At 54.8% G+C, this 21,822-nt stretch carries 18 protein-coding genes and 1 pseudogene; 11 read left to right on the forward strand and 8 right to left on the reverse strand.

Going from position 1 to position 21,822, the window contains the following annotated elements:
• From HMPREF1556_RS03065 to HMPREF1556_RS03090, 6 genes are all read right to left on the reverse strand, one after another.
• A partial coding sequence (locus HMPREF1556_RS03065) for a carboxypeptidase regulatory-like domain-containing protein (RefSeq protein WP_021666775.1) occupies positions 1–254 on the reverse strand: 254 nt, incomplete at its 3' end.
• Positions 255–608: 354 nt separating this feature from the next.
• Positions 609–1,337 (reverse strand): RluA family pseudouridine synthase, encoded by a 729-nt coding sequence (locus HMPREF1556_RS03070; RefSeq protein WP_021666776.1) that lies wholly within the window; start codon positions 1,335–1,337, stop codon positions 609–611.
• Between the two features lie 40 nt (positions 1,338–1,377).
• Entirely contained in the window at positions 1,378–3,174 is a 1,797-nt protein-coding gene (locus HMPREF1556_RS03075; protein WP_021666777.1) for a chloride channel protein, read from the reverse strand.
• A gap of 39 nt (positions 3,175–3,213) precedes the next feature.
• Positions 3,214–3,792, reverse strand: a complete 579-nt coding sequence (locus HMPREF1556_RS03080; protein ID WP_044125206.1) for an L-threonylcarbamoyladenylate synthase — start codon at positions 3,790–3,792, stop codon at positions 3,214–3,216.
• A gap of 563 nt (positions 3,793–4,355) precedes the next feature.
• The gene (locus HMPREF1556_RS03085; RefSeq protein ID WP_044125207.1) at positions 4,356–4,763 is read right to left on the reverse strand and encodes a hypothetical protein; all 408 of its coding nucleotides are present in this window, start codon (positions 4,761–4,763) and stop codon (positions 4,356–4,358) included.
• 10 nt (positions 4,764–4,773) lie between these two features.
• Positions 4,774–5,832 (reverse strand): hypothetical protein, encoded by a 1,059-nt coding sequence (locus tag HMPREF1556_RS03090; protein WP_021666781.1) that lies wholly within the window; start codon positions 5,830–5,832, stop codon positions 4,774–4,776.
• A 682-nt stretch (positions 5,833–6,514) separates the two neighbouring features.
• Between HMPREF1556_RS03090 and HMPREF1556_RS03095 the strand changes: the two genes are divergently transcribed.
• The 8 genes and pseudogenes from HMPREF1556_RS03095 to serS all read left to right on the forward strand — a co-directional run bounded on the left by HMPREF1556_RS03095 (position 6,515) and on the right by serS (position 15,650).
• Positions 6,515–7,015 (forward strand): HU family DNA-binding protein, encoded by a 501-nt coding sequence (locus HMPREF1556_RS03095; protein ID WP_021666783.1) that lies wholly within the window; start codon positions 6,515–6,517, stop codon positions 7,013–7,015.
• Between the two features lie 219 nt (positions 7,016–7,234).
• A complete protein-coding gene (gene rimP / locus HMPREF1556_RS03100; RefSeq protein ID WP_021666785.1) occupies positions 7,235–7,705 on the forward strand; it encodes a ribosome assembly cofactor RimP in 471 nt (156 codons plus the stop codon).
• Positions 7,706–7,736: 31 nt separating this feature from the next.
• On the forward strand, positions 7,737–9,086 hold the full coding sequence (nusA, locus tag HMPREF1556_RS03105; protein WP_021666786.1) for a transcription termination factor NusA: 1,350 nt from the start codon (positions 7,737–7,739) through the stop codon (positions 9,084–9,086).
• A 139-nt stretch (positions 9,087–9,225) separates the two neighbouring features.
• Positions 9,226–12,135 (forward strand): translation initiation factor IF-2, encoded by a 2,910-nt coding sequence (infB, locus tag HMPREF1556_RS03110; RefSeq protein WP_021666788.1) that lies wholly within the window; start codon positions 9,226–9,228, stop codon positions 12,133–12,135.
• A 99-nt stretch (positions 12,136–12,234) separates the two neighbouring features.
• Positions 12,235–13,081: pseudogene (locus tag HMPREF1556_RS03115) on the forward strand (aldo/keto reductase).
• Positions 13,082–13,663: 582 nt separating this feature from the next.
• On the forward strand, positions 13,664–13,981 hold the full coding sequence (gene rplU / locus HMPREF1556_RS03120) for a 50S ribosomal protein L21 (RefSeq protein WP_021666792.1): 318 nt from the start codon (positions 13,664–13,666) through the stop codon (positions 13,979–13,981).
• A 32-nt stretch (positions 13,982–14,013) separates the two neighbouring features.
• Positions 14,014–14,271 carry a 50S ribosomal protein L27 gene (gene rpmA / locus HMPREF1556_RS03125; protein WP_009433701.1) on the forward strand — a complete coding sequence of 86 codons (258 nt, stop codon included), beginning with the start codon at positions 14,014–14,016 and terminating at the stop codon, positions 14,269–14,271.
• A 92-nt stretch (positions 14,272–14,363) separates the two neighbouring features.
• Positions 14,364–15,650: a serine--tRNA ligase gene (gene serS / locus HMPREF1556_RS03130; RefSeq protein ID WP_021666793.1), complete on the forward strand. Its 1,287-nt coding sequence runs from the start codon at positions 14,364–14,366 to the stop codon at positions 15,648–15,650.
• Positions 15,651–15,800: 150 nt separating this feature from the next.
• Here the strand turns inward: serS and HMPREF1556_RS03135 are convergent, their stop codons facing one another.
• The gene (locus HMPREF1556_RS03135) at positions 15,801–16,304 is read right to left on the reverse strand and encodes a co-chaperone YbbN (protein WP_044125176.1); all 504 of its coding nucleotides are present in this window, start codon (positions 16,302–16,304) and stop codon (positions 15,801–15,803) included.
• 147 nt (positions 16,305–16,451) lie between these two features.
• The gene (locus HMPREF1556_RS03140; RefSeq protein WP_021666795.1) at positions 16,452–19,310 is read right to left on the reverse strand and encodes a pitrilysin family protein; all 2,859 of its coding nucleotides are present in this window, start codon (positions 19,308–19,310) and stop codon (positions 16,452–16,454) included.
• A 559-nt stretch (positions 19,311–19,869) separates the two neighbouring features.
• Between HMPREF1556_RS03140 and HMPREF1556_RS03145 the strand changes: the two genes are divergently transcribed.
• The 3 genes from HMPREF1556_RS03145 to HMPREF1556_RS03155 all read left to right on the forward strand — a co-directional run bounded on the left by HMPREF1556_RS03145 (position 19,870) and on the right by HMPREF1556_RS03155 (position 21,618).
• Positions 19,870–20,523 carry a phosphatidylserine decarboxylase family protein gene (locus tag HMPREF1556_RS03145; RefSeq protein ID WP_021666797.1) on the forward strand — a complete coding sequence of 218 codons (654 nt, stop codon included), beginning with the start codon at positions 19,870–19,872 and terminating at the stop codon, positions 20,521–20,523.
• Positions 20,524–20,557: 34 nt separating this feature from the next.
• Positions 20,558–21,256: a CDP-diacylglycerol--serine O-phosphatidyltransferase gene (gene pssA, locus HMPREF1556_RS03150; protein WP_021666798.1), complete on the forward strand. Its 699-nt coding sequence runs from the start codon at positions 20,558–20,560 to the stop codon at positions 21,254–21,256.
• A gap of 65 nt (positions 21,257–21,321) precedes the next feature.
• On the forward strand, positions 21,322–21,618 hold the full coding sequence (locus HMPREF1556_RS03155) for a DUF4834 family protein (protein WP_021666799.1): 297 nt from the start codon (positions 21,322–21,324) through the stop codon (positions 21,616–21,618).
• The last annotated feature ends 204 nt before the right edge of the window (positions 21,619–21,822 follow it).

The raw sequence follows: 21,822 nt of genomic DNA on the forward strand, positions 1-21,822 counted from the left end.
TTGTAGCCTAGAGCATGGATCTCTAGGAGGAAAGTCCCTTGGGGAGCTTCGAGGCGAAAAGCCCCGAGTTCGTTGCTGGTCGTCCCTACGACGAGCGTACTATCTGCGGGCTTTCTCAGGAGGACATTAGCGAAGTCCACAGGGGTGCGGTCGGTGGTCTTCTTCAAAGAGCCCTGTAGGGGGAAGGTCGTCTGCGCTAGAAGGCTACCTGAAGAGAGCGCAAGGACGACACAGAGCATGCGAGCGTGTTTCATAATAAGTATGTGCAATAGCAAAGTGATACACAAAGATAGTAGTTTTTTTGACAATCCAACCAGCAAAAAAACGAAGTCGCACAGCCCGCTTGTGGAGCGCCTTTCAGAAGGGGCAAAAAGGGATCTACGGTAGGTCGCCTCGACGACCTACCGTGGGTCGGTGAGACGACCTACAGTAGGTTTTTTCGGCGACCTACCGTAGGTTGTTTTTGGGGTGCTCCAAGCCCGCTGTTTATGCGGGCTGGAGGAGGGGGTAAAAGAGGGAGGGAAGGTAGCCCTAAGAAACGACGGGCGTGAGGGTCGAAGCTACTCTGCTTCGTCGAGAGAGATGAGCCCCTGAGGGTGGAAGGCGAATCAGCGGGCAGTGCCGTCCGTCGGTACGAGACCAGCCTCCTCGGCCTTAGCCTCGAGTTCGTGCCAGAGGCGCTCGTCGGGGACAGGCGCCGTAAGGGAGAGAGGAAGCTTGCTCACGGGATGTGTCAGGGAGATGTGTCGGGAGAGCAGGCTGATACTTCCGCCGGGGTTACTTCGAGGTGCGCCGTACTTCAGGTCTCCCTTGATCGGGCAACCGAGGGCGGAGAGCTGGCAACGGATCTGATGATGGCGCCCCGTATGGAGCTCGATCTCCACGAGGTGGTAGCGGTCGCCCGAAGCGAGGAGTCGGTAGGAGAGGCGGGCGAGCTTGGCCCCTGGGGTGTCGGCACCTCGGGGAGCGACGTAGCTCTTATTCTGCTGTTCGTTGCGTACGAGGTATTGCTCTAGGGTATCGGAGAGCCGAGGGGGACGTGCTGTGACGATGGCCCAGTAGCGCTTGGAGACTTCGCCCGAACGGAAGAGCTCGTTCATGCGGCTCAGTGCCTTAGATGTCTTGGCGAAGATCACTAGTCCGCCTACGGGACGATCGAGTCGATGGATGACGCCGAGATAGACGTTGCCGGGCTTTTGGTACTTCTCTTTGAGCCAAGCCTTGAGGGCTTCGCTCATCGGCTCGTCACCGGTCTTATCGCCTTGGACGATCTCGCCGGGACGCTTGGCGACGCAGAGTAGGTGATTGTCCTCGTAGATGACTGTCGGGCTGTACATGGGCAGGGGAAAAAGGGAAAAAAGGAAGGGGAGGGGGCGACTAGTCCCCGATGAAGGTGCCGTTGAGTACCTCTCGGTAGCTATTGAAGATGGCGCTCTTGCTGATGAAGCCGAGGTAGCGTCCTTCGTCATCGACGACTGGCATCTTCCACGCCTTCGTCTCATCGAAGAGACGCATCACTTCCGTCATAGGCATCGAGGCAGAGATCTTGACCTCGGGGGTCACCATGATCTTACGCACCTTGTAGCGATCATAGAGCTCGGGGCGGAACATGATATTGCGCACATTGTCCAGCTCCACGATGCCGACGAGCATCCCCCGATCGTCGACGACAGGGAAGGAGTTGCGGTGGCTCACCGAGATCACACCGACCATCTCCCCCAGGCTCATCTCGGGGCGTACGACTTCGAAGTCCCGCTCCAGCACGCTCTCTAGATTCATCAGTGTGAGCACGGCGGTATCCTTCTGGTGCGTCAGGAGCTTCCCCTGCTCCGCTAGACGAAGCGAGTAGATGCTGTGGGGCATGAAGATGCGGATCGTGGCGAAGGAGGTCAGTGAGACGAGCATCAGCGGGAGGAAGAGATTGTACCCACCCGACAGCTCAGCGATGAGGAAGACCCCCGTGAGTGGGGCATGCATCACACCGGCCATCAGCCCCGCCATCCCCAGCAGGATGTAGTTCTTCGGCGAGATGAAGACATTGAGCGAACTGAAGTAGTTCACCAGATAGGAGAAGATGAATCCCGTCAGCCCACCCATGAAGAGCGTAGGAGCGAAGAGCCCTCCACAGCCACCGCCCGAATTTGTGGAGACAGAGGCAAAGACCTTGAAGAGGACGGTCAGGAGGAAGAAGGCAAAGACCACCCAATACGAGCTAGAGAAGGGCTCGAAGATACTGCCCTCGAGGAGCTGAGTGTACTGCCCGTCCAGCAGGATGTTCACCGCATCGTAGCCTTCGCCGTAGAGTGGGGGGAAGAGAAAGATCAGCAGGGAGAGGATCACGGCCGATATGAGGTAGCGCACTCGGTAGTTCGCTATACGGCGGAGCTCCCCTTCGAAGCGGAACATCGTCTTAGAGAAGTAGAGCGACATCAGTCCGCATACGACTCCCAGCAGGATCATCAGGGGGATACGCTCGATATGGTAGGGGTCGGTCTGGATGAACTGGAAGAGGATCTCCTTCCCCGAGATGATGTAGGCTACCGAGGCAGCCGACACAGAGCTTACCAAGAGAGGTAGGACCGATGCCATCGTCAGGTCCAGCAGGAGCACCTCGATGACGAAGACAAGTCCCGAGATAGGCGCCTTGAAGACTCCGCCGATAGCGCCCGCTACACCACAGCCGATGAGGAGCATGAGGTTGCGCTGCTCGAGACGGAAGAGTCGGCCGAAGTTCGACCCCACGGCTGCTCCCGTCAGCACGATCGGACTCTCGGCACCCACCGATCCACCGAAGCCGATAGTGATGGCACTGGCCAGGATCGAAGACCAGGTATTGTGGGGCTTGATCCTGCTCTTGCGCTGGGAGATCGCACTGAGCACCTTCGTCACCCCGTGACTGATGTCATCCCGTACGATGTAGCGCACGAAGAGGAGGGAGAGTAGGATACCTACGGCGGGGAAGATCAGGTAGAGGTAGCTATGATCCTCGATATGCTGGAGGATGAAGCTCTCGATATGATGGATGATGAACTTCAGGAATCCCGCCACCAGAGCCATCGTCACCCCGATGAGGAGACTGAGGATGAGGATGAAGTAGCGCTCACTGATGTGTCGCTCTCTCCAGTAGATGAGGCGATCCAGCAGGGGGGTAAGGGCTTGGCTGAGTACAGGCATCCGACGGGGGGCTCTAGTGTGAGGGGAAGGGGTAGGGATTTAGGGACGGAGGACTTCGACTTCGCCCGTAGGTCCGAGCTTGATGATCTGCGAGGGTTCACGGCGCGTCTCATCCTCTCGGCGGTAGCGGACTACGTAGTCGACACCCGAGACGATCTCGGGGCTGATGCCGGAGAAGAAGAGCGGCGTAGGCTCGCCACTGATATTAGCTGAGGTGGAGACGATCGGGCGACGTAGGCGCTTGCAGAGCGCTGAGGAGAAGAGCTCCTCTGTCCGTCGGATGCCCAGCGAACTACCCTCGCCCAGAAGACTTGGGGCTACTCCTGAGGCACCCGAATAGATGATGGTGATGGGGCGGACGGATAGGTCCATCAGGTCGAAGGCTACTTCGGGAACTTCTCGCACGAGGCGCTCCACCTGAAGGGTATCACTCACCAGGACGAGCATACTCTTGCTGTCCTTACGGCGCTTGAGGTCATAGATACGACGGACAGCTTCCTCGTTGGTGGCGTCACATCCGATCCCCCAGACGGTGTCCGTAGGGTAGAGGATGATCCCCCCGCGACGCAGGGTCTCTACGGCTTCGTCTAGGTCAGCCTTTTCATAGGGCTCTTGCATGATCTTCTCTTTGGATTCGTACAGGGTCATTGTCGCTACGCTCCTATTCTGACGGGGCTGGAGAGTCCGCCCGAGAGCGAGCTTTACAAAGGTAGTATCTTTTCGTGGGAGTAAGGGCGGATTTTCGGCTCGGGACGCTCCTTCCTCCCCGAGATGCTTCGGGGAAGGCTCGGGCGAAGACCGATGGCCTCCAGTACCCCTTCGCCTAGCCTCGAATCGGTAGGCTCAGGAAGGGGGCAAAAACCGATCCACGGTAGGTCGTCGCAGCGACCTACCGTGGATCGGTGAGACGACCTATTGTAGGTTTTTTCGACGACCTACCGTGGGTCGTTCTTTTTAGCTCCTCGTAGAGCTCGAGGAAGAGGTATGATTTTTTAATCCTGACAGGTAGTGCGAGTGTTGGATATTTCTCTGGGCAGATCAGTGAGATAGAGAGAAGTAATATCACCAAGCGACAGCCCCGAAGCTACACAGTGTAGCTTCGGGGCTTTTGAGCTTTGGGGTGAGGTGCTATAGCGACTTAGGGATCGAGGGATGAGTCCGCTCCAGACTTCTCGGTCTATCTATTTTCGTATGGGGATGACAAACCGCTCTTCCTCGTTTAGTGCCCATTGGACCTGATAGGTGTGACCACTGATTTTGTCCAGTAGGATGAAGGTGTACATGTTCTGGGTCGGGTATAAGGTGAAGCGTCCTGCCTTCTCCTCGTCTGAGGTGACTAAAGGCTTCTTGCTCAAGACTTGCTCACCACGATAGCCCTTAGAATCAAGTGTAAAGTGCACTTGGGTTATCTTCCCATTTCGGGTATCTAGCCGAAGGAAAGTCCAGAGGTTCTTTGTCTCAAACAGCTGGTAGTTGGAGACCTGCGGTTCTAAGCTTGTCTCTGTAGCCTCGGGAGTTTCTTTCTCCTGAGTTGTGCTACAGCTCATAGACAGGATGAGTGCGAGGAGGATGTAGATAAACTGCTTCATTGTCATAGATCTATTTAGTCGTTTGCTTTATAGCCTTGGGTGCTCCTACCCTCGAACGTATATCGTCCTCCCAGTATAACCTCTCGTCTTTGATCGAGCAGTGGACAAACTCAATGGGGAGGTTATATTCCTTCCTCAAGCGATTGAGATAGATGAGGTCTTGCCGAGTTGGGCTCTCTGGGCCTACGATGAATAGCTTAGAAGCTTCACATTGGGCGGATAGGTAGTGGGCATACTCAAGTATCTGACCTAGGGCTTCTCTGATACTCATGCGGGCATTGTAGACCTTGATCTCGAAGTAGTGCCAAGACTGCGATGCTTCGTGATAGGCTTTCAGGTCAATTTGTCTCCTTCTACCTGCATCGGCCTCTAGCTCGATATTAGTGTAGCCGTTGAGAGCGAGCTGTTCCTTGAGGGCTAATTGTATCTCTTTGTGCCTTTGCCTTTTGACGTAGGTTGGGGTACTGATCGAGCAGACAATGTCTTCCGTCGATTGGGTGGGCTCTGGTTCTTCTTTCGGGGTGTCAAGGAATCTCAGGCGCTCACTGACATCATTCATTAGTTGGTAGCGATGACCTATCAGGGAATCGGGGTCGATAAGCTGATACTTGGAATATGCGAGCTCAGCTTGATCGAGCTTAAAGCGAACATTTGGATGGACTTTTATATCCTCCTCCTCGACACCAACTCGTTTGAGATCTTGATCCATTTGTCGCTCCAAGTACAGGTCCTCGCATTCCTTGGCTGCATCATCCTGTTGTTCATCAGTAAGTACCTCTGCATTTCTTAGGCAGCCCACATATAGCCGATCCTGTGTGTCCGAATTGATCGAGAATAGATGGATGTCGTAGGTCTTCCCTTTGTGACAGTCGGGGCGACGAAGCGCCTGAAGGTAACCATAGAGGTATCCATCGCTGAGGATCATTCGCTTATCGAATAACCACTCTTCGTGACCGAAGTGGTGTCTCTGTTCGTATGAGTCTTCATCTTTGGATTTGCCTTCGGGACCACTTGGACGCTCCCAGTTTTCTGTATTCCAGCAGATACGAGTGATTTTTTCGATGGGCATAGTTCTTTGATCTTTTAGATGATTTTAGAAGGATGTTTAGAGCTTTGCTAGGAGGCTATGGTATGATCCTATAAGAGCTTAATATAACCTATGTTGATCCAGCCTAGTCCTCTCTGAAACAAAGATAAAGAATATCCACTGCAAATACTTATTATTCGCTGTGTTTGGAGATAAATATACATGCGGAGAGAGCCTGAATTCAGGTGAAGGAATGCACCGATCCTAGCCGCTCAACCTCCTCCGCCCCCACTCCACAGAAAAGAAGGGAATGTCTGAGGGTCGGTAGGCGGTGGAATGGATGGGGGCGTGACTGCTACAGGAAGGGGAAAAAGAAACCTACGGTAGGTCGCTTGACCGACCTACCGTGGGTCGGTGAGACGACCTACAGTAGGTTTTTTCGACGACCACCGTGGGTTTCTTTTAGCCCTTTCGAGGATCCTCCTTCTCTAGGGTAGAAAGGTCCTGTTTTTCTCAGCCCCAGATTTCCCCTTTTTTGCGCCGTGCATTGGCCTCGGGATGTAGGGTGGTAGGGGGACATTAAGCACCGTTAAAGTCGATCGAGGGACATCGAGGGACGAAATCGCCCGCAAGGGACTCCGGCCCTCAGAGGGCGCTCTACCTTTGTGCTGTGAACGAGAGGATAACCTCTCACGATGTATAACTCTAATTTACTATTTGTATCATGGCACTCAAGTTCAAGATCGCCAAGCGTAAGCTTAACCTCGGGAAGCGCAAGGGCAAGACCGTCTACTTCGCTATCCAAGACGAACACCCCCGTACTACCTGGCCTCAGGTAGAGCGTCGTATCATCCAAAGCACGGGTATCAGCCGAGCCGACCTCCGTGCAGCTGTCATCGCCCTGCATGACATCGTCGAGGACGAACTCCAGGCAGGCCGTGCCGTAGACCTGGCTGATCTGGGATCGATCAAGGCGCTGGCTCAGGGGAAGATGATGGATAAGTTCGATGAGGTCAACGCCACGACCATCCGTCCCGCCCACGTGCGCTTCTACCCCAAGATGAGCCTTCGCATGGTGACGAAGGAAGTCTCCTACGAAGTCACCAAGGAGGCGTACCAGCCCCACCCGAAGAAGAGCCCCAAGGGAGGGAAGTCCAAGGACGGATCGGGTACGCCCGTCCCTCCCGGAGGTGGCACTGAGGGTGGTGGTCACGTCGGGGCTTAGCCCCAGCGGACTCCGCTAGACCTTCCTGCCCAGAGATTCCCCTTCGTCGGGGGCGTCTCTGGGTAGGGCTCTATAGAGTCCGCTTGGGACTCGGCTCGGCTTCGGCTGGACTATGTCGTAGAGTTTTATTACCTTTGCAGGCAAAGAGACGAGAAGAGAGGAGGCGACAGAGCTTCCTCTCTTCGCATACATAGACTTACCCCCACGCGATACCCCATCATGATCGAGAAGAGCTATATAGAGGAGATCACCTCTAGCTATTGCGCCACAGAGCACCCCGAGTACTACATCGTAGAGGTGGCAGTGCACCCCGGGAATAGGATCGTCATCGAGCTAGGCGCCCCCACAGGGCTCAGCATCGATGCTTGTGTAGCCCTCTCTAAGCACATCGAGGGGAAGCTGGATCGGGAGACCGAGGACTTCGAGCTCGAAGTAGGGTCGGCAGGCCTTACCTCTGCCTTCAAGGTGCTCCGTCAGTACACCGATGCCGTCGGCGAAGAGGTAGAAGTCCTTCGCAAGGGCGGGATCAAGGAGAAGGGTACGCTACGTGCCGCTTCTGCCGAAGGGATCACGCTCGCAGTCCTGAGGAAGGTGCGCCCCGAAGGACAGAAGCGGAAGATCGAAGTCGAGGAAGAACTCTCCATACCTATGGACGAGATCCTACAGACCAAGCGCGTCCTGAAGTTTTGATAAATAGAACCCCTACATATAGTATAGCCCTATGGCAAAGAAAAAAGAGACAACAAGCTTAATCGAAGCGCTCCTCGAGTTCCAGGAGCTCAAGAGCATAGACCGTAGCACCCTGATCTCGGTCTTGGAGGATTCGTTCCGCAACGTCCTATCTAAGATGTTCGGCTCAGACGATACCTTCTCCGTCATCATCAACCTGGATAAGAAGGGCGACTTCGAGATCTGGCGTACCCGCCATGTCGTCTCTGATGAAGATCTCGTCGACGAAGTGCGTGAGGTACGCCTGAGTGAAGCTCAGGCTGTCGACCCCGATATCTCTGTCGGCGAAGACTTCACTGATGCTGTAGACTTCAATGCCTTCGGCCGTCGTGCGGTGATCAACCTACGACAGGCTCTGGCCAGTAAGATCCTGGAGCTGCAGAAGGATAACTTCTACCACAGCTTCGTAGGCCGTGTAGGCGAACTGATCTCCGCCGAGGTATATCAGGTCTGGAAGCGTGAGGCTCTCCTCATCGACGATGAGGGTAATGAACTCCTCATGCCTAAGAGCGAACAGATCCCAGGAGACTTCTTCCGCAAGGGCGAGACCGTACGTGCTGTCATCGCTCGTGTAGAGAATGAGAACAGCAATCCTAAGGTGATCCTCTCCCGTGTCAGCCCAGAGTTCCTCAAGCGTCTCCTTGAGCTCAATGTGCCCGAGATCGCCGATGGTCTCATCACCATCCGTGCTGCAGCTCGTATCCCTGGTGAGCGTGCTAAGATCGCCGTCGAATCCTATGATGACCGTATCGACCCAGTAGGGGCTTGCGTCGGGGTCAATGGCTCTCGTATCCGCAGTATCGTGCGTGAACTCAAGGGTGAGAATATCGACGTCACGACCTACACGACCAACCCAATGCTCTTCATCCAGCGTGCCCTTAGCCCCGGTAAGGCCGTGGCGATCGCCCTGAGCGACGAAGAGGATGGCATCAAGCAGGCAGAGGTCTACATGCGCCCCGATCAGGTGCCCCTGGCCATCGGTAAGAATGCTGCTAACCTCAAGCTAGCGTCCCTGCTGACAGGCTACCGCATCGAGATCTTCCGTGACGAAGAGGGTGCGACGGGCGAAGAAGATATCTACCTCGATGAGTTCTCCGACGAGATCGAAGAGTGGATCATCCAGAGCCTCAAGGAAGAAGGTTATACGACCGCTAAGGCCGTCCTGCGTGAGGATCGTGATACCCTCCTCACCAAGACCGAGCTCGAAGAAGACATGCTGGATCATGTCCTAGATGTCCTCAGTGCTGAGTTCACCGACGAGGATGCTCCTTCCGACGAAGAAGCAGACGGCGATGAGGAAGCTCCCGCTGAGCCTGCCTCAGAGACAGGAGAAGAAGATTAATTAGTCCCTCCCTCCTCTACTCCCCTAGAGACCTCTCCCCTCGTGGAGTGTGTATCTGTAGTGAAGACCGAGAGCCTCCAGGCTTGAGTAGAGCGTAGTACAGAGAGACGGGACACAAACCATTCAAAAGAGAAGATACATGCCAAAGGACATCAAGCTCTTTACCTTGGCCAAGGAACTCAACGTAGGGATTGGCTCATTCAAGGAATCATTAGAGAAGAAGGACGTCTTAGACGTCAATACCATCAACCCCAATACGCGCGTCCCTCGTCAGATCGCTGAGCAGCTCATCGCTGAGCACGGCCGTGGTATGGGCAAGGCTGAGATCAGCCAGCTCCTAGACAAGCTGGATGGATCAGCAGCTACCCCCAAGACCGAGCCTGCCAAGCCCAAGGAAGAGCCTAAGCCAGAGAGTCGCCCCGCTAAGGAGACCCACATCGAGACCGTGATCCCCGAGGATCGCCGTCCTAGCCTCAATATCAAGGGTTCTATCGCAGATCTCAAGCCCAAGGCAGAAGTTAAGCCCGAGCCTAAGGTAGAGGTGAAGCCCGAACCCAAGCCCGAACCGAAGGTGACTCCCGCTCCTAACCCTCAGCCCGAGGCTAAGCCAGCCGAAGCTCCTGCACCCGCTAAGGTCGAAGAGCCTAAGCCTGCAAAGCCCGAAGTAAAGACGGAGCCTACCCCCAAGCCTGAGCCCAAGGTCGAGGTTAAGCCCGAGCCCACACCAGCACCCGAAGCTAAGGCGCCCGAGAAGGAAGAGCCTACCGTGCGTGAGCCCGAGATCTACCGCCCTTCTGCTCCCAGCGCAGGGATCAGCTTCAATGTCGTCGGTAAGATCGACCTCTCCACCATCAACGACAATACCCGTCCTGCCAAGAAGGCACATGGTGACAAGAGCGGTCGTAAGCGTACCCGCATCGGCAAGGGGCCTGTAGACGTCAAGGCAGAGGCAGCCAAGGTCACGGACAATGCTCCTAAGAAGCAAGGTCAGCGTACCGGTGGCGCTAATGGCACGGGTCGCTCGGCAGACCCCAATAGTCGTGGAGCTAACCGCAATGCACAGTCCGCCGGCGATGGACAGAAGACAGGGCGCAAGGCAAAGCGTCAGAGTCAGCAGCCTCAGAAGGCTGTAGTCACCGACGAAGATGTACAGCGTCAGGTCAAGGAGACGCTTGCCCGCCTCACGGGTAAGAACCAACAGGGCGCTAAGTCTGCTAAGCACCGTAGGGACAAGCGTGATGCTGCCCGCTCCGCCGCCCTTGATGCACAGGAGCGTAGCGAAGCTGAAAGCCGTACGCTTAAGCTCACTGAGTTCGTCACTGTCAGTGACCTAGCGAGCATGATGGACGTCCCCGTCACCCAGGTCATCGCTACCTGCATGAGCATTGGGCTGATGGTATCGATTAATATGCGTCTGGATGCAGAGACCATCGATATGGTCGCTGAGGAGTTTGGCTACAAGACCGACTTCGTCAGTGCTGAAGTCGTCGAAGCCATGACTCAGGAAGACGAAGTGGATGATGAAGCAGACCTCATCAGTCGTCCACCTATCGTCACCGTGATGGGGCACGTCGACCACGGGAAGACTTCGCTCCTCGACCGCCTACGTAATACGAATGTCATCGCCGGTGAAGCAGGGGGGATCACCCAGCATATCGGTGCTTACAGCCTCCGTCTCAAGGATGGCAAGCGCATTACCTTCCTAGATACGCCGGGTCACGAGGCATTCACCGCCATGCGTGCCCGTGGTGCTAAGGTCACGGACATCGCTATCATCATCGTCGCTGCAGATGATGACGTCATGCCTCAGACGAAGGAAGCCATCAACCACGCTGCAGCGGCAGGTGTGCCCATGGTCTTCGCCATCAACAAGATCGATAAGCCCGCAGCTAATCCCGACCGCATCCGTGAGCAACTGGCTGCTATGAACTACCTCGTAGAAGAATGGGGCGGTAAGTATCAGTGCCAGGAGATCTCGGCGAAGAAGGGAATCAACATCGATGAACTCTTGGAAAAGGTCCTCCTCGAAGCTGAACTTCTCGAGCTCAAGGCCAATCCCAAGCGCCGTGCTGTCGGCTCCGTCATCGAGTCGTCACTTGACAAGGGGCGTGGCTATGTGGCTACTGTCCTCGTGCAGAATGGTACACTCTCGCAGGGTGATATCGTACTCTCTGGTACCCATTACGGCCGTGTCAAGGCGATGTTTAACGAGCGTAACCAGAAGGTTGAGAAGGCAGGCCCCAGCGAACCCGTGCTGATCCTCGGTCTGGATGGTGCTCCGACGGCTGGTGAGACCTTCAATGTGATGGACACCGAGCAGGAAGCGCGTAGCATCGCTAGCAAGCGTGAGCAACTCAAGCGCGAGCAAGACAACCGCACGAAGAAGGGACTTACCCTCGACGAATTGGCTCGTCGCCGTGCCCTTGGCAACTTCCAGGAGCTCAATGTCATCATCAAGGGGGACGTCGATGGCTCTATCGAAGCGCTCTCTGACTCGCTCATCCGCCTCTCTACAGAGGAGATCCAGGTCAACGTCATCCACAAGGGCGTCGGTCAGATCTCGGAGAGCGACGTCGTGCTTGCTTCTGCTTCGTCTGCGATCATCCTTGGCTTCCAGGTCCGTCCCAGCCAGGCCGCTCGTCGCCTAGCTGACCGTGAAGGCGTAGAGATCCGCACGTATTCGATCATCTACGATACCATCGAGGATATCAAGTCTGCTATGGAAGGGATGCTTTCGCCCGAAATCAAGGAGAATGTCGTGGCAAACCTCGAAGTTCAACAGACCTTCAAGATCACCAAGGTCGGTACCATCGCCGGCTGTATGGTCGTAGAAGGGAAGATCAAGCGTAATAATAAGATCCGTCTTATCCGTGATGGTATCGTCAAGTATCAGGGTGAACTTGGTTCGCTCAAGCGCTACAAGGACGATGCTAAGGAAGTAGTCATGGGTCAGGATTGCGGTCTGAACATCGACGGCTACAATGATATCATGGTCGGTGACATCATCGAAGCCTACGAAGAGATTGAGATCAAGAAGACGCTCGACTAAGCAGTCTCCCTTACGATTTACAGAGAATAAGCCCTCGCCTGCATCTTGCAGATGGGGGCTTATCTATTTCAAGTAACAACAATTAAGTAAAGAAGAATCATGAACTACGTGACGCTAAATAATGGTGTGAAGATGCCTCAGCTCGGCTATGGCGTATACCAAGTCGATCCGCAGGAAGCTGAGCGCTGTGTCTTGGATGCCATCCATGTCGGCTACAGGATGATCGATACGGCTCAGATCTATCAGAATGAAGAGGGGGTAGGTCAAGCCATCGCCAAGTGTGGCGTGCCTCGCTCCGAACTCTTCGTCGTGACGAAGATCTGGATCTCTAATGCGGGGGAAGAGAAGGCTTATGCCTCCATCCTCGAAAGTCTGGAGAAGCTCCAGTCCAACTATATTGACTTGCTCCTGATCCATCAGCCTTTCGGCGATTACTATGGCACGTACCGAGCTATGGAGCGTGCGTATCGTGAAGGTAAGGTACGAGCCATCGGCGTGAGCAACTTCTATCCCGATCGCTTCATCGATCTCCAGGCCCATGTCGAAGTAAAGCCGGCGGGCCAATCAGGTGGAGCTACATGTCTTCAATCAGCAGATCACCGCTCAGAAGTATATGGAGAAATACGGCTGTCAGATCATGTCGTGGGGGCCTTTTGCCGAAGGGCGCAATGACTTCTTCAACAATGAGACCCTCTCAAGCATAGGGAAGAAGTATGGTAAGTCCGTTGCTCAGGTCGCCCTTCGCTATCTACTACAGCGTGGAGTGGTGCTGATCCCGAAGTCGACGCATCGTGAACGCATGGAGCAGAATATGAATATCTTCGACTTCGAGCTCGTAGAAGAGGATATGCGGACGATCGAAAAGCTCGATACGAAGCAGAGCCTATTCTTCTCGCATTACGATCCCGAGATGGTCGAATTCTTGATTTCGCTCGTTCACGCATAGCCCGCTGGGGTGACTTCTTAGAATACCCTTCCTCCTCTATAAGGTAAGGTCGGTCTAAGCACCCTTCGATACGTCCCTCTTTGCAGGCCAATTCGCCCAGTCCTCTCTCCGAAATGGCTGGGCGAATTGCTTCTACTTAGCGGGCACTTTCTGTTGATCGGCGAATTGCTACCCTTCCTTCTTCCGAGCGCTTACGGGATACGCCTTTCCCCATTACAGGTAATTACTCATTGAATTAACTGAAAGGGTAGGGTGCATTACAGGCGAAAGTAGATGGGGAATATCGATGGCCTCCGAGAGAATAGAAGTAATTTCCTTCCCTGTAGGCCTTCATTTGCTCTTCCTTTCCTTGAGGGGAAGGGGTGGTTTTTCGTGGGGAGGTGAGGAAGTAGCCTGAGGGGAGCGAGCTGATGGCAGTGTCATTTCTTGGGGATAGAAGGATGCGGAGATGAGCGTATTAGATATTTTCGTACCTTTGCAAACGAATTTCCTATGTAGGGTAGGAGAAGAAGCACACCCCTTCTCTTGAAGAAGCAAGCGGGTGACACCCTACGGGGCTAACTTTTTTAGTTATACAGCGTAATGTACGTTATCGTAGACATTCAGGGCCAGCAGTTCAACGTAGAGCAGGGCCGTCGTCTCTTCGTCCACCACATCAAGGGGGCAGAGAGCGGAGCAGTAGTAGAATTTGACAAGGTTCTCCTTGTGGACAAGGACGGTGTAGTCACTGTCGGTACGCCACAAGTAGCCGGTGCCAAGGTCGTATGCGAGGTCATCAGCCCACTCGTTAAGGGGGATAAGGTCCTCGTCTTCCACAAGAAGCGTCGTAAGGGCTACCGCAAGCTCAACGGTCATCGCCAGCAGTTCAGCGAAGTCCTCGTCAAGGAAATCGTAGCTTAATCGTATCACCGCATTAGTTTAGACATAAGACAATGGCACATAAAAAAGGTGTAGGTAGCTCCAAGAACGGACGCGAATCAGAAAGTAAGCGACTCGGAGTAAAACTCTTCGGTGGTCAGCACGCCAAGGCTGGTAACATCATCGTCCGCCAGCGTGGTACTCAGCATCACCCAGGTGCAGGCGTCGGGATCGGTAAGGACCACACGCTCTACGCACTCATCGACGGCAAGGTCGTCTTCACCCGCAAGAAGAACGATCGCTCGTACGTCTCCATCGCGGCAGAAGCCTAAGACGGAGCACACGTCAGTAGTATAGGAGGTTGCTCCAGAAGGGTCTTCACAGTCCCTGAGGGAGCGACCTCTCTTTATTTATACCAACCAATATGCTTACACTAAAGCAAATCCGGGAGAACGCAGAAGGTGTCGTCGAGCGCCTTCGCAAGAAGCACTTCGAGGCTCGTGAGGCTATCGACGAAGTGCTAGACCTCGATGAGATCCGACGCAACGCCCAGCAGGAGCTCGATGCTTCGCTAGCTCGTCAGAAAGCGATCGCTAAGGAGATCGGCGATCTGATGAAGAAGGGAGCTAAGGAGCAGGCAGAAGCCATCCGTGCACAAGTAGCTTCGCTCAAGGAGCTCAGTAAAAAACTTGAGGATAAGAAGGAAGAAGCCGAGAGTAAGATCCGTGAGATCCTGCTCTCTGTCCCCAATCTCCCCGCCGATATCGTGCCCGAGGGCGCTACGGCAGAGGATAACGTCTGCGTCAAGACGGGCGGTGTCACTCCCGATCTCGGTGAAGATGCTCTTCCCCACTGGGAACTAGCCAAGATCTATGACCTCATCGACTTCGAACTTGGTGTGAAGATCTCGGGTGCGGGCTTCCCTGTCTACAAGGGGTATGGCGCTAGACTCCAGCGTGCACTGGTGAACTTCTTCCTTGACAATGCCCGTGAGGCGGGCTACCTTGAGGTACAGCCACCCTACGTCGTCAATGAAGATTCGGGCTACGGTACAGGTCAGCTCCCCGATAAGGAAGGACAGATGTACCATGTCGGGCTCGATAACCTCTACCTCATCCCTACGGCCGAAGTGCCCGTGACCAATCTCTACCGAGATGTGATCCTCGATGAGAAGGACCTGCCTGTACGCAATACGGCTTACTCTGCTTGCTTCCGTCGTGAAGCGGGTTCGTATGGCAAGGATGTACGTGGCCTGAATCGCCTCCATCAGTTCGACAAGGTCGAGATCGTCTGTATCGACAAGCCCGAGCGAAGCTACCAGCGTCTCGATGAGATGGTGGCCTATGTAGAGACTCTTGTCACGAAGCTTGAGCTCCCCTGGCGCATCCTTCGTCTGAGTGGTGGTGATATGAGCTTCACGAGTGCATTGACCTACGACTTCGAAGTCTTCTCAGCGGCTCAGAAGCGCTGGCTCGAAGTGAGCTCGGTATCGAACTTCGAGAGCTATCAGGCCAACCGCCTTCACTGCCGCTATCGTGATGCGGAGCAGGGCGTACAGCTGGTGCACACGCTCAATGGTAGTGCACTTGCGCTCCCACGTATCGTCGCTGCCCTGCTGGAGAACCACCAGACGCCCGAAGGTATTCGTATCCCCGAGGCACTTCGTCCTTACACGGGCTTTGACCTGATTCCTTTCCCCGAGAAGAAGTAATAGCCTTCTCCTACGGGACTGATAAAGCTGAGGCCCGGCTTCTACTCTAGAGGAGTAGAGGCCGGGCCTCGGTGTATGTTATAGTTGTAGGAAGTGGTGCCGGTGCTTCTTAGTCAAGCGTCCCGGCTCTTCACCTAGAGAGAAGGCTGATTACTTCTTAGCTGGGTAGATCTGGGCGATCGTCTCTTCGATCTGCTCTGCAGAGAGGTCGCCGACTGTCTGAATGGGGATACCCTGCATTGGGATGAAGAGGACCATGGGGATGCTCTTCACGCCGAAGATATTCGCCAGTCCCGACTCCTTGTCTACGTTGACCTTGTAGACATCGATCTTACCTGCGTACTTCTTTGCGGCAGCTTCGAGCTTGGGGCCCAGGCTACGGCAGGGGCCGCACCAGTCAGCGTAGAAGTCGATGATGGCAGGACGGCTTCCCTTGAAGACGAACTTCGAGGGCTCTTCCTTATAATCCCAGATATTGGCACGCATATAAGCGGCATCGATATGCTTGACGGGGCTTGCGCCTTCGGTGCTAGCTGCCTGAGCTTCGCTACGAGCGTTGGTGTCGGAGGAGCTCCCATTAGCCTGAGCAGTGCAGGCTGTGGTGGAGAGAAGTCCCACCGCAGCGAGCGTTAGGCTTAGGATGACTTTCTTCATTGTCTTAATGTAACTACGAGGTTGAGTGAACTTGATTACCAAGATAAGCGGATCGTCGGTGGTTTTGTTCAAATAGAATACAAGCCGTGCTTCTCCAGCGGGGAGAGGCACGGCTTGTATCATAACAGGAAGAGCAGTCAGCAGTGCTTACTTCTTATCCTGCACTTCCGAGGAGCGGAAGAGGATAGTCGTGCGGTCCTTAGAGTCGTAGAGCTTCTTGGTGAGCGCTTGTACGGCCTGAGGTGTGACGGAGTCAAGCACCTTGTCGTAGTTGGTCACGAAGTCAAAGCCCTGACTGAAGAAGCGCTCGATCTGAGCAAGCCAGTACTGATTCTTACGAAGGTTCTCGCCGTGTGCCTTCTTGAGGTTCTTGACTGCCTTGTCGAAGTACTCAGCAGAAGGACCATTCTTGACGATGCCATCAAGACCCTTGAAGACAAGTTCGTTCATAGCTACGGCCTTCGCAGGGTCAGTCTGGAACTGAACACTGACCGAACTACGTACACTTGGGTAGCGCTCTACCTCAGACTGTACGCCTACGCTATAGGCACCACCGGCATCCTCACGGATGGTCTTCGTGTAGAGCTGGTCAAGGATAGACTCCAGGACGGCCCCCGTCAGCAGTTCCTGCTGGCTGTAGGTGCTGGGGACGGAGAGTGCATCGATGACGATACCCATAGGAGTAGCCATAGGAGAGCTGTACTCCTTGCTGTTTGTGCCGAGACGCTCCTGAGGTACACGGCTGGTCTGTGCCTTGTCGGTGTAGACCTTCTGCGCAGGTAGCGAAGCGATGTACTGCTCGACGAGCGGACGGAGCTTCGCTTCGTCGATGTTGCCGACGAAGTAGAAGTTGAAGCCACGAGCATTAGCGAAGCGGCTACGGAAGAGCTGAAGCACCTTGTCGTAGTTCACGCTCTTGACCTCGTCGATCGTCAGAGGGTAGCGCTCGGGAGTATTAGGATAGAGGAAGCGAGATACCGAGTCAGCGAGGAAGGAGAGAGGATTAGCCTTTCGTGCTTCGATCGAGCTGATGGTACGTTCCTGCCATGCCTGGAAGGCTTCCTTGTCGGCACGGATACCGGTGAAGTTGAGGTAGAGGAGCTGAAGCATCGTCTCGAGGTCTTCCTTCGTGGTGCTCCCCGATACATTGTCTTCGATACCGGAGACACTCGTGGAGAGCGAAGCAAGGCGACCCGTGAGTGCCTTCTCAAGGGCAGACTCATCGAACTTACCGAGACCACCGACCTGGGGCACAGAGTTCAGGATCTTCAGGTCAAGAGGAGTAGCCTTGGAGAGGTTGTAGTACCCACCAGGGCGCTGTCCGCTCAGTAGGATCTCATCCTCCATGTAGTCGGTCTTCTTGAGGTACACCTTCGTTCCGTTGGAGAGCGTCCAGATGGTGGTACCGAACTGAGCGTTCTTCTGCTCCTTGACGATCTTACCCTTAGCAGGGAGCTTGTCGATGAGCTTCTCGTTGCTGACTTCGTTCTTGGGTGCTTCTACCTCCTGCTTGAGGTACTCTTCGTACTTCTTGATAAGCTCTTCGACGGAGGGGAGCTTGACTTCGGGCTTCTCGACGCTGGTCAGGCCGATGAAGACATTCTTGTTCAGGTCGAACTGCTGGGCAGCAGCGTTGATCTGCTCCAGAGGGAACTGCTCGGCAAGCCCCTGGTTTAGCTGATAGTACGTAGGGATGTCGAGGAGGTAACCACCGTCTTCGAAGTAGTCGACATAGACATTGGCCCATGCTTCGCTGGTGCGCTTGTTGCGTTCGTTGAAGGTATTCTTCACCGAGACGAGGAACTCCTTCTTAGCACGGTCAAACTCTGCAGGTGTGAAGCCGAACTTCTTGATACGGACGATCTCGGCGACTAGTCCCTTGAGGGCGGTATCCCACTGACCTTCCTTGAAGTCGGCACCGTAGGTCGCTGCATCCTTGGTCTTAGCGATCAGGTAAGGACCGAACTCTACAGAAGCATTGACGAAGGGCGCATTAGGCTTCTTGACGATATCGTTGAAGCGCTGAGCGACCATTGAGGTCAGGATCGACTGGACGTAGTCTTCGAGGGGACCCATGAGTGTAGCACGAGCCTCTGCAGGAGTGACGTCGCTCTTGAAGGAGATGATCACCGAGTTGCGTGTAGCCTCCTTGTCAGCTACGATACCTACGATGGGCTTGTCGTTGTCGGCTACAGGTACATAGACACGCTCAGCAGCACCTACGGGAGCAGGGATGTCGGCGAAGATCTTCTTGATCTGAGCCTCTACATAGTTGACGTCGACGTCACCGACGATGACCAGCGCCTGCAGGTCGGGGCGGTACCACTTCTTATAGTAGTCACGCAGTACCTGATAGGGGAAGTTGCGGACGATGTCCATGGTCCCGATGGGGAGGCGCTGTCCGTACTTGTTGCCGGGGAAGGCCAGCTCGAGGAGCTTCTCCATGTTGCGCATGTCCCCGCTATTGCTACGACGCCATTCCTCCTCGATGACGCCACGCTCGGCGTCGATCTCCTTGTCCTCGAGGCTGATGAAGCTACTCCAGTCGTGCAGGACGAGGATACAGCTATCGATGATGCTCTGCCGTGGGACGGGGATCTTCATCAGGGTGTAGACCGTCTTGTCGAAGCTGGTGTAGGCGTTGATGTTCCCCCCGAAGCTAGCACCGATGCTCTCGAGGAAGTTGATGATCCCCTTGCCGGGGAAGTTCTTCGTGCCATTGAAGGCGATGTGTTCGAGGAAGTGGGCGAGGCCTCGCTGGCTCTCCTCTTCCTGCATGGATCCGACCTTCTGAGCGATGTAGAATTCTGCTCGGCCCTTAGGCTCTTCGTTGTGGCGGATGAAGTAGGTAAGACCATTGGGGAGCTTACCGATACGCACCGCTGTGTCGATGGGCAGGGGGGGCATCCCGCCTGGAGCTTGAGCCCTGGCTTGAGGAGCAAGCCCAAGGGTCGTGCCCAGGAAGAGCGCCGAGAAGATGGATAAGAAGGCTGTCTTTAGTCTCATCTCTGTTTAGTGGTGTTTTTGTTATTGATAGCACGGATCTTGAAGACCCTAGTTCAACGCAAATATACTATAAATCTATACTGGCTGTATCAGCGAAGTATATTAGTCTTTCTTTACAAGTCCTACGGCTCTCCTCGAGCAAATGGATGGGGTGCTGACGGGGGAAGCGCAAAGCCTTATCTGGAGCGGGTTTCTGCCCCCCTCTTTTGCGACCTACGGTAGGTCGCCGAAAAAACCTACAGTAGGTTGTCTAGACGACCCACGGTAGGTCGCAAGGACGACCTACCGTGGGTTTCTTTTGAGGGGTAGGGGAGGGGAGGCAAATAAGACCTGCTGGGAGGTCTTTCTTCTCTCGGTACTCTACGAGTGAAAAGCTTGGTGTGCTTCGCCCCTCTTCTGGGGGTGAATTGAGCCCCCAGGAGAGGAGCTTTTTGGAGGCGAATCAGAGCTGTATCCTCCCCCTATGCTCTGCTATCAGGTATAATGCTGATAATTAGTGCTGTTTTGCTTATCTTTGCACAAATATTGCTAATACGAGCAATCTAATAAATTTTAGACTATGTTACTTCATAAGGAAGGGCGTGGCCCTCTCATTAGCTTTGCGATCATCCTCATCGGGATCAATGCCTTCATTGCTCTCTTTGGCGGGGCCTTTAGCCTCGTCTCCGTCATCCTCTCAGCCCTCTTCTATCTCGGAGTGCTGAACTTCTTCCGCTACGAGCCCCGCAAGCACTCCACGGGTGACCTGGAGATCGTCTGCCCTGCTGACGGACGTGTCGTCGTAGTCGAAGAGACGGAGGAAACGGAACTCCTAGGCTGTCGCTGCCTGCAGGTGTCGGTCTTCATGAGCGTCTTCGATATGCATGTGAACTGGATCCCTTGTAATGGCATCGTCGAGCATGTCTCGCACAATGATGGACGCTTCCTGTCGGCTCACCTGCCTAAGAGTAGCACGGACAACGAGCGCTCCTCGGTCATCATCCGCTCCGAGGGTGGGGACCAGATCCTCGTGCGTCAGGTGGCAGGAGCCATCGCTCGCCGTATCGTCACCTACCCCGAAGTGGGAAGTCATGTCGGGATCAATGAGAACCTTGGCTTCATCAAGTTCGGCTCTCGTGTCGACCTCTATCTGCCACTAGGCACCAAGGTACACGTCAAGGTCGGACAGCATGTCAAGGGGAATATCACCGACATCGCTACCCTGCCTCGCTAAGTAGTATCACTCCCATCTCTATCCTCTACCTGCTATGAGTATCAAGAAGCATATCCCTAATATGCTGACCGCGGGGAACCTCCTCTCGGGCTCGCTGGCACTGGTCTTCACCCTCCATCAGGGTCGTCCCGATATAGCAGCCTGGCTCATCGTCCTCTCTGCCGTCTTTGACTTCTTCGATGGGCTGGTGGCTCGTATGCTTGGGGTCGCTTCACCCATTGGGAAGGACCTCGACTCTCTGGCCGACGTGGTGAGCTTTGGCCTAGCTCCCGCCGGTCTCGTCTACTACGGTCTGTATCAGATCGACCCCAATAATGTACTGAACTACGGGGTCTTCCTCATCGTAGCCTTTGCTGCACTTCGTCTGGCGAAGTTCAATAACGATACCCGTCAGTCTACGTCCTTCCTCGGGCTACCCGTCCCCTCCAATGCCCTCTTCTGGCTGGGAGCTTCGGCTGCGCTCCCTTCGTTCGCCCTCTCGATAGGTGCCCTGCCTACGCTCATCACCTATCTGGTGCTGACGGTCATCCTCTCCCTGCTGATGGTGAGCGAACTGCCGATGTTCTCCTTCAAGCTCTCCAAGGCTCCTCTGTCCGCTCTGTGGCGTCAGATCTTCTTGGTGCTCTTTGCTGTTGTAGCAGTAGTACTCCAGGGTTGGTTCGGCTGTAGCTTGACGATCATCATCTACCTCATCCTCTCGCTCCTGCCCGAGCCTCAGGCAAAGAAGGCCTAAGAGAAGTCATTGGCACGCTCTTTGATGCGGGGTACATATATATCCCTTAGAATAGATAAGACTGTATGAGCCTCTTGATCTTCCTTCTGATCCTCGTGATCCTCTTCCTCTTCTGGCCTCGTGTCCAGACGTGGTTACTTGTTCGCCTCCTCCAGAGAGTACAGCGCCGTATGTCGGAGGCCACGGGACAGCAACAGTACTATGACCCTCGAGGGGGGAGACAAGCCCCCGACTCCGATCGTGAGGCTCCCGCTTCTACGGAAGAGCGCCAGAAGCAACAGCTGGACAATATCGAGGCGCGTAAGTTCGATCGCTCATCGAGCGACGACTATGTTGACTTCGAAGAGCTCCCTAAGGATTAGCGTCGAGCTCCAATAATTCTCCTACGAGAGGAGGGCTAAGCACCGGCTTAGTCCTCCTCTCTTTTTTATGGCAAAGTGCGGGGGAGGGGAGGCTGTCCATTTGGTGGGGAAAGCACGGGTAGAACGGGTCGGCTGATCGGAAGCCTTGGATAAGCCCCCAAAAGCGACCCATGGTAGGTCGTCTCTGCGACCTACCGTGGGTCG

This window comes from Porphyromonas sp. oral taxon 278 str. W7784 (assembly GCF_000467855.2).
In the GTDB taxonomy this organism is placed as follows: domain Bacteria; phylum Bacteroidota; class Bacteroidia; order Bacteroidales; family Porphyromonadaceae; genus Porphyromonas.

What these genes read in the sequence shown, in the direction of transcription:
- rpmA (WP_009433701.1), top strand. Translation starts at nt 14,014, where the DNA reads ATGGCACATAAAAAAGGTGTAGGTAGCTCCAAGAACGGACGCGAATCA.
- nusA (WP_021666786.1), top strand. Translation starts at nt 7,737, where the DNA reads ATGGCAAAGAAAAAAGAGACAACAAGCTTAATCGAAGCGCTCCTCGAG.
- HMPREF1556_RS03135 (WP_044125176.1), bottom strand. Translation starts at nt 16,304, where the DNA reads ATGAAGAAAGTCATCCTAAGCCTAACGCTCGCTGCGGTGGGACTTCTC.
- HMPREF1556_RS03095 (WP_021666783.1), top strand. Translation starts at nt 6,515, where the DNA reads ATGGCACTCAAGTTCAAGATCGCCAAGCGTAAGCTTAACCTCGGGAAG.
- HMPREF1556_RS03145 (WP_021666797.1), top strand. Translation starts at nt 19,870, where the DNA reads ATGTTACTTCATAAGGAAGGGCGTGGCCCTCTCATTAGCTTTGCGATC.
- HMPREF1556_RS03080 (WP_044125206.1), bottom strand. Translation starts at nt 3,792, where the DNA reads ATGCAAGAGCCCTATGAAAAGGCTGACCTAGACGAAGCCGTAGAGACC.
- HMPREF1556_RS03140 (WP_021666795.1), bottom strand. Translation starts at nt 19,310, where the DNA reads ATGAGACTAAAGACAGCCTTCTTATCCATCTTCTCGGCGCTCTTCCTG.
- HMPREF1556_RS03070 (WP_021666776.1), bottom strand. Translation starts at nt 1,337, where the DNA reads ATGTACAGCCCGACAGTCATCTACGAGGACAATCACCTACTCTGCGTC.
- HMPREF1556_RS03155 (WP_021666799.1), top strand. Translation starts at nt 21,322, where the DNA reads ATGAGCCTCTTGATCTTCCTTCTGATCCTCGTGATCCTCTTCCTCTTC.
- HMPREF1556_RS03090 (WP_021666781.1), bottom strand. Translation starts at nt 5,832, where the DNA reads ATGCCCATCGAAAAAATCACTCGTATCTGCTGGAATACAGAAAACTGG.
- HMPREF1556_RS03085 (WP_044125207.1), bottom strand. Translation starts at nt 4,763, where the DNA reads ATGAAGCAGTTTATCTACATCCTCCTCGCACTCATCCTGTCTATGAGC.
- rimP (WP_021666785.1), top strand. Translation starts at nt 7,235, where the DNA reads ATGATCGAGAAGAGCTATATAGAGGAGATCACCTCTAGCTATTGCGCC.
- HMPREF1556_RS03075 (WP_021666777.1), bottom strand. Translation starts at nt 3,174, where the DNA reads ATGCCTGTACTCAGCCAAGCCCTTACCCCCCTGCTGGATCGCCTCATC.
- rplU (WP_021666792.1), top strand. Translation starts at nt 13,664, where the DNA reads ATGTACGTTATCGTAGACATTCAGGGCCAGCAGTTCAACGTAGAGCAG.
- infB (WP_021666788.1), top strand. Translation starts at nt 9,226, where the DNA reads ATGCCAAAGGACATCAAGCTCTTTACCTTGGCCAAGGAACTCAACGTA.
- pssA (WP_021666798.1), top strand. Translation starts at nt 20,558, where the DNA reads ATGAGTATCAAGAAGCATATCCCTAATATGCTGACCGCGGGGAACCTC.
- serS (WP_021666793.1), top strand. Translation starts at nt 14,364, where the DNA reads ATGCTTACACTAAAGCAAATCCGGGAGAACGCAGAAGGTGTCGTCGAG.